The organism is Bordetella tumulicola, assembly GCF_965138755.1.
GTDB classification, from domain to species: domain Bacteria; phylum Pseudomonadota; class Gammaproteobacteria; order Burkholderiales; family Burkholderiaceae_B; genus Bordetella_A; species Bordetella_A tumulicola.
In genome coordinates, this window is the sequence record NZ_CBCSFP010000014.1 from 1 (window position 1) to 12,227 (window position 12,227).

Consider the following 12,227-nt stretch of genomic DNA (forward strand, 5'->3'; position numbering starts at 1 on the left):
GACCGAGGCCCCTGGTTGGGCCGAGCCGAGGCGATAAGGCCGGCGCCGCCACTGGACAGCCCAGCCAAGCGAACGCAAGAATGCGCAGGCGCTTAAGCGGACATCCAGCGGTGCCAGCCTGCTTTGCGCAGGTCGCACGCGGGGCAAGTACCGCAGCCGTGGCCCCAGTCGTGACGCGTGCCGCGCTCGCCTAAATAGCAGGTGTGGCTGTGGTCGATCACGATGTCGACTAGCGGCTGGCCGCCCAGTTGATTGGCTAATTCCCATGTGTCGGCTTTGTCTAGCCACATCAAGGGGGTTTCGATGGTGACGCGGGACCCCAGGCCCAGGCTCAACGTGACTTGCTGTGCTTTGATGGTGTCATCCCGACAGTCTGGGTAGCCCGAAAAATCGGTTTCGCACATGCCGCCCACCATTACGTCCAGTTGACGGCGATAGCCCAGGGCCGCGGCCAGGGTCAGGAAAAGCAGATTGCGGCCCGGCACGAAGGTGTTGGGCAAGCCGTTTTCTTGCATTTCGATGGCGCGATCGCTGGTCATGGCGGTGTCGCCGACTTGTCCCAGCACCTTCAAATCCAACAAGTGATCTTCGCCCAGTCGCTGGGCCCAATCGGGGAATTGAGCTCGCAGTTCGCGCAAGACATTCAGGCGCGCATCCAGTTCGATGCGATGACGTTGTCCATAGTCGAACGCCACCGTCTCGACGTGCGCGTAACGGCTTAGCGCCCAGGCCAGGCAGGTGGTGGAGTCTTGGCCGCCAGAGAACAGGACTAACGCGCGTCGTTGATGATTTTGCATAACCGCTTTCAAACTCATTTCCGGGCAAAACGCCCTGGAGAAACTGTACCTCAAGGTCGCAGACTACACAGCGTCGCACCGCCTGCAGGCCCACGAAATAACAGGCACGACACCAACCGCAAATATCCCATTTTTATTTCAGGGGTATTTGCCCGTATGCGTGCGTAAAATAACTCGCGTTACCCGCCCGGTTGTTTTTAGCGATTGCCCTAGTTTCCTGCCCACCCTCTAGATCGACGGATCCCTACGCCTATGAAAGCCATCCGCCCGCAGTCTGATACTGCCGAACCCTTGCGTCACGATATCCGGCTGCTGGGACGATTATTAGGCGACGTGATTCAGGCCTGTGAGGGTGAGCGGGTGTTCGATACGATCGAAACGCTGCGTCGTACGGCGGTACGTTTTCGGCGTGAGGGAAATAAGGCCGACGGCAAATTGTTGGAGCAACGCGTCAAACGATTGCGCGGTAATGACCCGAACTCGGTCGCGCGGGCGTTTAGTTATTTTCTGCATCTGTCGAATATCGCCGAAGACCGCGATCAGAATCGCGCCCAGCGCGCACATGCCCTGACCGATGACACGCCGACGCGTGGCAGTCTGCGCGAAGCCATTGCGTTGCTCGAAGCTCAGGGGGTTGGACGCGCCCGCATCCGTCGGTTGCTGGATGAGGCCTGCGTCATGCCTGTGCTCACGGCGCACCCGACAGAGGTCCAGCGCAAGAGCACGTTGGATGTGCACCGTGAAATCGCAACGGTATTGCAGCAACGCGAGGGGCCTTTGACGGTGCAAGAGATCGCCGACCTGGACCTGACGCTGCTCGGCCGTATCGCCACGCTGTGGCAAACGCGCATGCTGCGCTATACGCGTCTGACCGTCGCCGACGAAATCGAGAACGCGCTGTCGTACTACCGCAGCACGTTTCTGAATGTCATCCCGCGCGTGTATTCGGATCTGTCGCGTCTCTTGACGCGGGCGCCCGTCAAGCCCTTTGCCGCGCCGCCAGCGCCGCTCTCGCCATTTCTGCGCATGGGCAGTTGGATAGGCGGAGACCGCGATGGTAATCCGAATGTCGATGCCGACACGCTGGAGCTCGCCTTGCTGCGCCAGGCCACGGTCCTGTTCGAGCACTATCTGCAAGAGATCCATGCGCTAGGCGCGGAGCTCTCGATCACGACGCTGTTGATCGATGCCGACTCCCCACTACAGGCCCTGGCTGATGCGGGCGGTGACGATTCCGCCCATCGACGCGATGAGCCCTATCGCCGTGCGCTAGTCGGCGTGTATGCACGTCTGGCGGCGACCGCACAACAACTGACCGGCCGGGATCTGGCCCGCCGTGTCACGCATCCGGCGCCCGCCTATACGTCGCCACACGAACTGGCAGAGGACCTGGCCGTGGTCGCCGCGTCGCTCTCGGCAAACCATGGCGCTCCCATCGCCAGGCTGCACTTGAGCGGGCTGCAGCAGGCCGTTGAAGTCTTCGGTTTTCACTTGGCCACCCTCGACTTGCGACAAAGCTCGGATGTTCATGAGCGCGTGCTGACCGAGTTGTTCACGCGGGCCGGCACGCTCTTGAACGGCAAGCCGGTGGACTATAGTCAGCTCGACGAAGAAGCACGTGTCGCCTTGTTGCGGTCAGAACTGGCGCAGGCCAGACCGCTAGCATCGCCCTGGATTACGTATAGCGATGAAACGACGCGCGAATTGGCGGTATTGCGTGCGGCGGCTGCGGGCCGCGCCCGCTACGGCAAGAGATCCGTGCAACAGACGATTGTGTCACACACCGAAACCTTGAGCGATTTGCTCGAAGTCCTGGTGCTGCAAAAGGAAAGCGGGTTGACGACTGTCGCGGGCCAAGCCATTGAGCCTCAGGATGGACTCATGGTAGTGCCACTGTTTGAAACGATCCCCGATTTGGAGCGCGGCTCGGAAATCATGGCGGCCTGGCTGGATCTGCCTGAGGTGCGTGAGCGCGTGAAACACGCGCAAAACGATACCCAGGAAGTCATGCTGGGATATTCGGACAGCAACAAAGACGGCGGTTTCCTGACGTCGAACTGGGCGCTCTATCAGGCCGAACGCGCATTGGTCGATGTGTTCAGTGCACGCGGCGTGCGATTGCGTTTGTTTCATGGACGCGGCGGTTCGGTCGGACGTGGCGGAGGCTCCAGTTTTGAAGCCATCCTCGCGCAACCCCCTGGCACCGTGGCCGGACAATTGCGCCTGACTGAGCAGGGCGAGGTCATTCAGAGCAAATACAAGGATGCCGAGGTTGGCCGTTGGCATTTGGAATTGCTCGTCGCAGCGACCCTCGAGTCCAGTTTGACACCTCGGGCGGCGGCCACCAGTGCCGAAGACGCGCACATGGCTCACTACGGCCCTGTGATGTCCTTCATGTCGGACACTGCGCAGCGCAGTTACCGCGGACTGGTCTACGACACACCAGGTTTTGCGGAGTACTTCTTTGCGACGACACCCATTACGGAAATTGCGGGGCTCAATATCGGCTCGCGTCCGGCATCGCGCAAACAAGGCCAGGACATTGGCGAGCTGCGCGCGATTCCGTGGGGATTCTCATGGGCGCAATGCCGGCTGATGCTGACAGGCTGGTACGGCGTGGGCTCGGCCATTGAATCCTATCTCGAGACGGGCGCGACAGGCACCCCTCGCGCGCGGCGCGCCCGTTTGGCGCAATTACGAGAGATGGCGCGTGAATGGCCGGCGTTTCGTACGCTGCTGTCCAACATGGAAATGGTGCTTGCAAAATCGGATCTAGCCATCGCGGCGCGCTACGCGCAACTGCTGCCCGCCCGCGCACTGCGCGACCGTATTTTCAGCCAGATCAGCGCCGAGCATGGCCGCACGGTCGCCATGCTTCGCCTGCTGACGCAACGAGAACTGCTGGCCGACAATCCGGTGCTACAAGCCTCGCTGCGCGAACGCTTCGCTTATATCGATCCGCTGAATTATCTACAGATCGATCTTATTCGCCGCTATCGGGCCGCCCAGCAAGACGGCACCACCGAGCCCGACAAACGTGTGCGCAGCGCCATTCACCTGACCATTAACGGCATCGCGGCGGGATTGAGGAACTCGGGTTAAGGGTGACGCGGCAGATCAGGCTTCGCAATCTGAAGCACCTGATCTGCAGGTTGCACACTTATGGCTGAACGGCGATTTCCAACGCACGCTCGAGTGACATCCGAATCATCTCGCCATGCCCGTATTGCGGGAAGGACTCGTACGTGGCGTCGCCACCGGCCTGACGCAACGCTGCTGCCATCTCGCCAAGGATAGCGCGTGGATTCGCCGTCCGAGCCTGATTCAATGACGCGCTGCGGCCCGGTGGCATCGGTCGATTGGGATCTCGTGGCTTGGTGCCCACGAGAATGGCAATGCGCTTGCCCGCCACCTTGTCCACGGCAAAAGCCTGCCACTCCTTGACGAGCATGCCGTCATTCCACCAAGCGGAGGGGTCTCCCACGATATAGCGGGCGAAGGCATCCGGTTGCGTAAACAGAGTGTGCAGCGTAAACAGGCCGCCATAGGAGTGCCCCCACAAGTACGCCTTGCCGGGATTCACCTTGGCGCGCGACTGCACCAGCGGCTTGACGGTCGACGTGATGTAGTCTAAAAAAATATCGGCCCCNCCCTCTTCCCGCCCTCGCCCGTCCTGAGCGGGCACGCGTTGCCCGTTTTGGTAGATGGGAAGGGTGTAATCGAATGCGCGAGACACCACATCATTGCGCGTCGGTACGTCATAGCCGATCGCGACCAGCACCGGCGGATTGCTCCGCGACAATGCGGCCAGATCCTCGTCTTTGAGCGTCGCCATCGCGGCATTGCCGTCCAGCATGTACAGCACGGAGTAGCCGTCGGCCGGCGCGGGTGCGCGCGGAATCGAAATTTCAATGCGATAGCGACGTTTGCCGTCCGCCGAGTCGATCTGATGCCGTTCGAATCGATACCACTGCGACGGATGATCAGCGATCGTCTCGCCGACGCGTTGCATGCCCGGCATTTGCCCGGGTGCGGGTATCTGCGCGAGAGAGTAGGTCGATCCCAATAGGCCGCACAAAGACAGCATCGACAATTTCATAGACAAGGCGAATCTCAACGTCGTTCCAGCTAACAGTGATTTGGGGATTACGGACGCGGGCAGCACTCGCTATTGGGGGAAACCGCGTCGGATGGCACTGTGAACAGCAAGTGGATCCGCTACCGTAAATGAGAATAAGTTCGAATTCTAGCTGATGGAACACCACGCCCTATCCGCATCTTGATCCTGCCTCCACGCTAAACATTGACCGCTATCACGGCGCGGAGCCATTGGCGTACGCCCAAATTTCTTAGTACTATCCCTTTTATAAATTCTAGATACGCACAAATGTTCGTATTTAGAACAAATAATTCCTGGCACGCACCCGGACGGTACTAGGATGAGACGTGCTTCGACGCGCCCATCACCGAGCGCGGCCTCTCGGAGCCTTTCAACATGGATTTTCCTATCCAGAGCTTGGCCGTCATCGGCGCGGGCGCCATGGGTAGCGGCATTGCCGCCCTATTTGCAGCAAAAAATATCGAGGTCGTCTTGATCGACCCGATGCCCGGCGCGCTAGAGCGCGCCAGCAGTGTCATCGATCGGCAACTGGGGGGATATGCCCCTGATACCCTCGCCGACACGCGGCGCCGCATTCGCATGGATCCCGGCCTCGAGGCCGCCTCGTCCTGCGATTTGGTCATCGAGGCCATTCCCGAAAAGCTGGAACTCAAGCGAGAAACCTTTGCCCGCCTCGATACCCTGTGCCGGCCGAAGACGATTTTCGCGACCAACACCTCGGGTTTATCCATCAATGCGATCGCCCAGTCCGTAATCCGACGCGATCGTTTTGTGGGCACGCATTTTTTTACGCCCGCCGACGTCATTCCGCTCGTGGAGGTCGTGCGCAATGACGACACCTCTGCCGCCACGGTTGAACGCGTCATGGCCGCCTTGCGATTGGTGGGCAAGCGACCCGTGCTGGTCAATCGCGATATTCCAGGCTTTATTGCCAACCGCATCCAGCACGCCCTGGCGCGCGAAGCCATCTCGTTATTGGAACAAGGTATTGCCAGCGCCGAAGACATCGACGAAGTCGTGAAGTGGAGCCTGGGCATCCGCCTCGCCTTGTCCGGGCCGCTAGAACAACGCGATATGAACGGCATCGACGTACACCACGCTATTGCGACCTATCTCTACGCCGACCTGGAAAACCGCACGACGCCCTCGGCATTGCTGAGTGAAAAAGTCGCCACCGGTCAATTAGGCGCGAAGAGCGGACAAGGCTTCTATACCTGGCCCCCAGAGCACCGCGAGCAGGTCTTGGCCGAAAAGAGCGCGGCCCTGGGCGAATTAGTCGCTTGGCTCAATAAATGGCAAACCTGACGAAGGCGTTGCCGTCTTGCCGATTGATCTCATTCGAGTAAGGCGCCGCGCTCCAACGCCTGCGCTCCTCATCAATCCCCCCTTTTACATGTATTGCAAAGCAAGTTGGAGACTTCATGAATAAGTTAACGTCGTTCTTTACGGAGCTGATGCGTAAGTATCTGCCCGACCCATTCGTGTTCGCCATTGCACTAACACTATTAACGGTGCTGATGGCAATGGGCATCGAGGGACAAGGACTGGGCGAGATCACCAGAGAATGGGGCAAGGGCTTTTGGAGCTTGCTGGCCTTTACGACCCAGATGGCCGTGATTCTGGCGATGGGCTACGTGCTGGCCACGGCGCCATTGACTGACCGCCTGCTCGACCGTATCGTCAGCCACGTACATCAACCTCGCACGGCCATCATCGTAGCCACGCTGGTGGGCGGTGTCGGCAGTTATCTGAACTGGGGTTTCGGCCTGGTCATTGGTGGCATCGTCGCCAAAAAACTGGCGCTCAAAGTCAAAGGCGTGCACTACCCGCTGATCATTGCCGCTGCCTATAGCGGCTTTACCATGTACGGTCTGGGCCTGTCGGCCAGCATCCCAGTGCTGATCGCTACCCCCGGGCACCCCATGGCCGACGTGATGGGCACGATACCGTTGTCGGAAACGATCTTTTCAGTGCCCATGCTGATCACCAGCTTGGTCATCATCATCACCCTGCCGCTGCTCAACGCCTGGCTACACCCGCGCGCGGGTGACAAAGTCACCGAGGTCGATCCCGATATCGACAAATCGACCGAAGCCCCGGTCAGTGGCGATCTGATGGAACAAAACACCATTGCATCAAAGCTGAATAACAGCCGCATTCTGAGCCTGTTGATCGGCCTGCTGGGCATGGCCTATGTTGCGTTTCACTTCGTCGACGGCGGCACGCTGGATCTGAACCTGATCAATTTCTTCATTCTGTTTCTGGGCATCCTGCTGCTGCGCACCCCCGCAGCCTACGTGGCCAAACTGAATGACGGCATCAAGACCATCTCCGGCATCATTCTGCAATACCCGTTCTACGCCGGCATCATGGCCATCATGGCGGGCTCCGGCCTTGTGAATACCATCTCGCACGTCTTTGTCGATGTGGCCACACCGGGCACGCTGCCTTTCTGGGGCCTGATCAGTTCGTTCTTTATCAACTTCTTCGCGCCCTCGGGTGGCGGGCACTGGGTGATCCAAGGACCCTTCATGATTGATGCAGCCAAAGAAATTGGCAGCTCGATCAGCCAGACCTCGATGTCCGTCATGCTGGGCAACGCATGGAACGACTTGGTCCAGCCGTTCTGGATACTGCCGGCACTGGCACTATCGAAATTGAAGCTGCGTGATGTCATGAGCTACACCGTCATCATGATGGTCTGGGTGGGCATCATCCACATCTGCGCCGTGCTGGCTTGGGGCATCCTGACCCACTAACCTGCGACCCGAGGTATTCATTATGAAACCCAACGCTTATCTCGTGACGGGCGGTAGCGCCGGCATCGGCGCCGCGATTGTGCGCGCCCTGCTCGAGGCGGGGCATCGCGTGGTCAACATCGACTATCGCCTGCCCGACAATGCGCCCGAAGGGCTCGTGTCAATCCAGGCGGATTTGACTAACGAGGCGCAAACAGTGGCCGCCGCGGCGCAAGCCACGCGCGATCACACCATTATCGGCCTGGTTAACAACGCGGGTGCCACCCGTCCGGGCACAGCCGATACCGCCACACTGGCCGACCTGGACTATGTCGTCGCCCTGCATTTGCGCACCACGATGATCCTGGTGCAAGCCGTGTTGCCGGCGATGCGCGAAGCGGGCTTTGGCCGCATCGTCAATATGTCTTCCCGCGCCGCACTGGGCAAGCCCGATCGCGTGGTCTACTCAGCCACCAAAGCCGGACTAGTGGGCCTGACCCGCACGCTGGCCATGGAACTGGGCGGCGATGGCATCACGGTCAATGCCATCGGCCCCGGCCCTATTGCCACCGACCTGTTTCGCAATAGCAACCCCGATGGCGCACCGCAAACGCAGCGCATCATTAACAGCATTGTGGTCAAGCGCTTGGGTACGCCCGAAGATGTCGCGCGTGCCGCGATGTTTTTCTTGTCGCCGGACAATGGTTTTGTGACGGGACAGATGCTGTATGTGTGCGGCGGCACCACGCTGGGCGTGGCACCAATCTAAATGCGTCACTACGTCACGCCTGCACCTGCGCGCCGCTCTTTAGCGGCGCCGCAGTGCTTGGTTGATGTGCTCGGCCGCGTCGCGCAATGGCGGCAAGAAGGCTTGCAGCATCGCCTCGCGCGAATAGCGACTCGCGTGTCCGCTGACGTTCATCGCCCCGATCACTCGCCCGGTTCGATCGATGATGGGCACCGCCAGCGACTGCAACCCGAGCTCCAGTTCTTGCACCACGCAGGCATATCCATCGGCGCGTACCTGGGCCAACAGGCGTTTCAGATCAGGCATGTCCGTCACCGTGTGTGGGGTCAGCTTGCGGATATCACTGGCCGCCAACACGCGATCTTGTTCGTCGGCCGGCAAGCCCGCCAGCAACACCCGCCCCATAGATGTCACCCACGCAGGCAGACGACTGCCGACCGACAGATTGATGCTCATGACCTTATGCGTGGACAGACGCAGGATGTACACGATATCCGTGCCATCCAGTACGGAGACCGAACACGACTCCCGCGTGGCTTCGGCCACCGTCTCCATATAGGGCAACACCAAATCCCACAACGGCGTGGCCGACAGGTACGCATAGCCCAACTCCAGGATTCGCGGCGTCAAGGAAAACTGGCGGCCCTCGACCGTCACATAACCCAGATGCTCCAGGGTCAACAAAATGCGCCGCGCGCCCGCGCGGGTCAACTCGCAAACGGTCGCGACCTCCGACAACGTCATCTGCGGGCGTTGCGGGCCAAAAGCCCGGATAACAGACAGCCCACGTGCGAACGACTGTACATAGGTATCACTGGGTTGCTGTGTGTTTTCCATATCTGTAACCATGTTCGCGCAAGCCCGAAACCGCCGGGGGTGGCACGTGGCGTATCCACCTTGACACTCCCCGGCCACCATGAAACGATGTTCTTCAAATGAACGAAAGTTCTAATTAAGAACAAATTATGACACGCCCTTTTTATTGCGGACTCCCATGATCTCAAAGCTCGTTGCAAATGCTACGGCCGCCCTGGCGGACGTGCCCGACGGCGCCACCGTCATGATTGGCGGCTTCGGCACCGCCGGCCAGCCCATGGAACTGATCGACGCCCTGCTGGAACAAGGCGCCAAAGATCTCACCATCATCAACAACAACGCCGGTAACGGCACGACAGGTCTGGCCGCATTGCTGGCGGCCGGTCGGGTGCGCAAAGTCATCTGCTCGTTCCCGCGTCAATCCGACTCGCAGGTCTTTGACGGCCTGTACCGCAGCGGCCAGTTGGAACTCGAACTGGTGCCTCAGGGCAACCTTGCCGAGCGCATTCGCGCCGCAGGCGCGGGGATCGGCGCATTCTTCACGCCCACGAGCTATGGCACGCCGCTGGCAGACGGCAAGGAAACCCGTGAAATCAACGGCCGCCACTACGTACTGGAATATCCCCTGCACGCCGACTACGCGCTGATCAAAGCCGATCGCGGTGACCGCTGGGGAAATCTGGTCTATCGGAAAACCGCACGCAATTTTGGTCCCATCATGGCCAGCGCCGCGCGTGTCGCCGTCGCCCAAGTTCGTGAAATCGTCGAGCTCGGCGAACTCGACCCCGAAACCGTCGTCACCCCCGGCATCTTTGTTCAACGCGTCGTGCAAATCGCCCCGGCCGCCAAGGAGCAGCAATGAGCACCAAACTGACCCGCGACCAGATCGCCGCCCGCGTCGCACAAGACATCCCTGAAGGCGCCTACGTCAACCTCGGCATCGGCCTGCCCACGTTGGTCGCCAACCACTTGCCCGCTGACCGTGAAGTCATCCTGCATACCGAAAACGGCATGCTGGGCATGGGCCCCGCCCCCGCTAAAGGCGAAGAAGACTACGACCTGATCAATGCCGGCAAGCAGCCCGTGACCGAGTTGCCCGGTTGCGCATTTTTTCATCACGCCGATTCGTTTGCCATGATGCGCGGCGGCCATCTGGACATCTGCGTGCTGGGCGCCTTCCAGGTCTCGCAGCACGGTGATCTGGCCAACTGGCACACCGGTGCCCCTGACGCCATCCCCGCGGTAGGCGGGGCCATGGACTTGGCGATTGGCGCCAAAGACGTCTTTGTGATGATGGAACTGCTCACCCGCGAAGGCCAAAGCAAGCTGGTCGCCGAATGCACTTACCCGCTGACCGGCATGCGCTGCGTCTCGCGGGTCTACACCGATGTAGCGGTCTTTGATATCCGTGGCGGCGACGTCACCGTCATCGACTTGTTCGGCGACATCACTGCCGACGAGTTACTGCGCCTGACCGGCCTGCCCCTGAAGTTTGCCAACTAAGCGCGCAAACGATCCCGACAAACGACTCTGACTGGAGATCTCCATGCTATTCATGGTCCAAATGCAAGTAAATCTGCCCGTCGACATGCCCGCTGAGCGCGCCGACAAACTCAAAGCCGACGAAAAAGCCCTGGCGCAACAACTACAGCGCGACGGCAAATGGCCGCACCTGTGGCGCGTGGCGGGCCGCTATGCCAACGTCAGCATCTTCGACGTGGACAATAACGACGAACTGCATCAATTGCTGTCCTCGCTGCCGCTGTTCCCGTACATGGATGTTCAGGTCACCGCGCTGGCGCGCCATCCTTCGGCCATCTAAGTCCCTCGACCTGGGAGCCTCATATGCCCTACATCATCGAAACCTTCGACAGGCCCGGCCACCAAGCCCTGCGTCAACTACATCGCGCTGCCCATCTAGACTATTTGGACGCCAACAAACAGTTGCTACTGGCCTGCGGCGCCAAACTGCAAGACGATGGTCAGGATGCGGGTGGTGGACTCTACGTGGTGGACCTCGATACCCGCGAGCAAGCCGAGGCGTTCATCGCCGCAGACCCATTCGCCAAAGCGGATCTGTTCGAACGCATCACCATCACACGCTGGCGCAAAGCCTACGTCGGCGGCGAACTGTTTCTGTAGTCAGGACACATTGCCTGCCCTCTCCCCGCCCAGATCACCCATCGGAAACAGGATTTTTTATGTCTTACGCTGATCTCAGCCAAGTTCGCCTGTACTACGTCATCGACGGTCCGGCCGATGCGCCCGCACTGGTACTGTCCAACTCGCTCGGCACGTGCTCCGACATGTGGGCACGCCAAATTCCCACGCTATCGCAACACTTTCGCGTGGTGCGCTACGACACCCGCGGCCATGGCAAATCGTCGGTCCCCACCGGCGACTACACCTTCTCGCAACTGGCAGGCGATGTCGCCGAACTGCTCGACCACCTGAACATCGACCAAGCCAGCTTCTGCGGCCTATCCATGGGCGGTCCCACCGGTCTGCAACTGGCGCTTGATCACCCGCAACGTGTGCGCAAGCTGGTGTTATCCAACACGGCGGCTCGCGTCGGCAGCGTCGAAGGCTGGTCATCCCGTATAGCCGCCGTCACCGAAAACGGCCTGGAGAACATGGCCAGCGGCCTGGTCGAGCGTTGGCTGTCGCCCGCCTACCGCGCCGCCGAGCCGGGCCTGACACAGGTGCTGGTCGACATGCTGCGCCGTACCTCGAACGAGGGCTATAACGGCAACTGTGCCGCGCTGCGCGACGCTGATCTGCGCGGCAAACTCGCCGACATCAAGGTCCCCACACTGGTGATCTCCGGATCGCAAGACCCTGCCGCCACACCGCAAGACGGTCAAGCCCTGGCTGCCGGCATTGCCGGTGCCCGCTACATCGAGCTCGACACCTCGCATATCGCCAATTGGGAACAACCGGACGCCTATACCCGCGCGCTCGTCGACTTTCTCACGGCCTGACCCGTCGGCGCCGGCCTACACGACACG

General features: G+C 60.3%; 12 protein-coding genes and 1 pseudogene. 9 read left to right on the plus strand and 4 right to left on the minus strand.

Features of this window, described 5'->3' with window-relative positions; genetic code table 11:
- Nucleotides 1-92 precede the first annotated feature (92 nt).
- Complete coding sequence (gene queC / locus ACNAZS_RS23655) at nt 93-797, minus strand: 7-cyano-7-deazaguanine synthase QueC (protein WP_415792995.1); 705 nt, start codon at nt 795-797, stop codon at nt 93-95.
- Between the two features lie 252 nt (nt 798-1,049).
- Here queC and ppc point away from each other — a divergent pair, with 252 nt between their 5' ends.
- Nucleotides 1,050-3,899 (plus strand): phosphoenolpyruvate carboxylase, encoded by a 2,850-nt coding sequence (gene ppc, locus ACNAZS_RS23660; protein ID WP_415792996.1) that lies wholly within the window; start codon nt 1,050-1,052, stop codon nt 3,897-3,899.
- A 58-nt stretch (nt 3,900-3,957) separates the two neighbouring features.
- Here the strand turns inward: ppc and ACNAZS_RS23665 are convergent.
- Both ACNAZS_RS23665 and ACNAZS_RS23670 read right to left on the minus strand, forming a co-directional pair.
- Nucleotides 3,958-4,446: alpha/beta hydrolase (locus ACNAZS_RS23665; protein ID WP_415792997.1), on the minus strand; the 489-nt coding region annotated here is incomplete at its 5' end.
- 1 nt (nt 4,447) lies between these two features.
- A pseudogene (locus ACNAZS_RS23670) lies at nt 4,448-4,896 on the minus strand (alpha/beta hydrolase); the annotation flags it as partial.
- A gap of 396 nt (nt 4,897-5,292) precedes the next feature.
- Between ACNAZS_RS23670 and ACNAZS_RS23675 the strand changes: the two are divergent.
- The 3 genes from ACNAZS_RS23675 (at nt 5,293) to ACNAZS_RS23685 (ending at nt 8,424) form a co-directional block, all read left to right on the plus strand.
- Nucleotides 5,293-6,222 (plus strand): 3-hydroxyacyl-CoA dehydrogenase family protein, encoded by a 930-nt coding sequence (locus ACNAZS_RS23675; protein WP_415792998.1) that lies wholly within the window; start codon nt 5,293-5,295, stop codon nt 6,220-6,222.
- Nucleotides 6,223-6,338: 116 nt separating this feature from the next.
- Nucleotides 6,339-7,676 carry a short-chain fatty acid transporter gene (locus ACNAZS_RS23680; protein ID WP_415793000.1) on the plus strand — a complete coding sequence of 446 codons (1,338 nt, stop codon included), beginning with the start codon at nt 6,339-6,341 and terminating at the stop codon, nt 7,674-7,676.
- A gap of 22 nt (nt 7,677-7,698) precedes the next feature.
- Nucleotides 7,699-8,424 carry an SDR family NAD(P)-dependent oxidoreductase gene (locus ACNAZS_RS23685; RefSeq protein ID WP_415793001.1) on the plus strand — a complete coding sequence of 242 codons (726 nt, stop codon included), beginning with the start codon at nt 7,699-7,701 and terminating at the stop codon, nt 8,422-8,424.
- A 39-nt stretch (nt 8,425-8,463) separates the two neighbouring features.
- Here the strand turns inward: ACNAZS_RS23685 and ACNAZS_RS23690 are convergent, their stop codons facing one another.
- Nucleotides 8,464-9,240 carry an IclR family transcriptional regulator gene (locus ACNAZS_RS23690; RefSeq protein ID WP_415793002.1) on the minus strand — a complete coding sequence of 259 codons (777 nt, stop codon included), beginning with the start codon at nt 9,238-9,240 and terminating at the stop codon, nt 8,464-8,466.
- Nucleotides 9,241-9,397: 157 nt separating this feature from the next.
- On the opposite strand from ACNAZS_RS23690, the gene ACNAZS_RS23695 reads away from it, so the two are divergent.
- From ACNAZS_RS23695 to pcaD, 5 genes are read left to right on the plus strand one after another with little or no spacing between them, the layout of a single operon-like run.
- Complete coding sequence (locus tag ACNAZS_RS23695; RefSeq protein ID WP_415793003.1) at nt 9,398-10,081, plus strand: 3-oxoacid CoA-transferase subunit A; 684 nt, start codon at nt 9,398-9,400, stop codon at nt 10,079-10,081.
- Nucleotides 10,078-10,722: a 3-oxoacid CoA-transferase subunit B gene (locus ACNAZS_RS23700; protein ID WP_415793004.1), complete on the plus strand. Its 645-nt coding sequence runs from the start codon at nt 10,078-10,080 to the stop codon at nt 10,720-10,722. Before ACNAZS_RS23695 ends, ACNAZS_RS23700 begins: the two co-directional genes overlap by 4 nt.
- A gap of 43 nt (nt 10,723-10,765) precedes the next feature.
- On the plus strand, nt 10,766-11,041 hold the full coding sequence (gene catC, locus ACNAZS_RS23705) for a muconolactone Delta-isomerase (protein ID WP_415793005.1): 276 nt from the start codon (nt 10,766-10,768) through the stop codon (nt 11,039-11,041).
- A 23-nt stretch (nt 11,042-11,064) separates the two neighbouring features.
- Nucleotides 11,065-11,361, plus strand: a complete 297-nt coding sequence (locus ACNAZS_RS23710) for a YciI family protein (RefSeq protein ID WP_415793006.1) — start codon at nt 11,065-11,067, stop codon at nt 11,359-11,361.
- Nucleotides 11,362-11,420: 59 nt separating this feature from the next.
- Entirely contained in the window at nt 11,421-12,200 is a 780-nt protein-coding gene (gene pcaD / locus ACNAZS_RS23715; RefSeq protein ID WP_415793007.1) for a 3-oxoadipate enol-lactonase, read from the plus strand.
- Nucleotides 12,201-12,227 lie beyond the last annotated feature (27 nt).

Coding starts and splice junctions, on each gene's coding strand:
- ACNAZS_RS23690 (WP_415793002.1), bottom strand. CDS start 9,240: ATGGAAAACACACAGCAACCCAGTGATACCTATGTACAGTCGTTCGCA.
- ACNAZS_RS23680 (WP_415793000.1), top strand. CDS start 6,339: ATGAATAAGTTAACGTCGTTCTTTACGGAGCTGATGCGTAAGTATCTG.
- ACNAZS_RS23710 (WP_415793006.1), top strand. CDS start 11,065: ATGCCCTACATCATCGAAACCTTCGACAGGCCCGGCCACCAAGCCCTG.
- queC (WP_415792995.1), bottom strand. CDS start 797: ATGCAAAATCATCAACGACGCGCGTTAGTCCTGTTCTCTGGCGGCCAA.
- ACNAZS_RS23685 (WP_415793001.1), top strand. CDS start 7,699: ATGAAACCCAACGCTTATCTCGTGACGGGCGGTAGCGCCGGCATCGGC.
- ACNAZS_RS23675 (WP_415792998.1), top strand. CDS start 5,293: ATGGATTTTCCTATCCAGAGCTTGGCCGTCATCGGCGCGGGCGCCATG.
- catC (WP_415793005.1), top strand. CDS start 10,766: ATGCTATTCATGGTCCAAATGCAAGTAAATCTGCCCGTCGACATGCCC.
- pcaD (WP_415793007.1), top strand. CDS start 11,421: ATGTCTTACGCTGATCTCAGCCAAGTTCGCCTGTACTACGTCATCGAC.
- ACNAZS_RS23695 (WP_415793003.1), top strand. CDS start 9,398: ATGATCTCAAAGCTCGTTGCAAATGCTACGGCCGCCCTGGCGGACGTG.
- ACNAZS_RS23700 (WP_415793004.1), top strand. CDS start 10,078: ATGAGCACCAAACTGACCCGCGACCAGATCGCCGCCCGCGTCGCACAA.
- ppc (WP_415792996.1), top strand. CDS start 1,050: ATGAAAGCCATCCGCCCGCAGTCTGATACTGCCGAACCCTTGCGTCAC.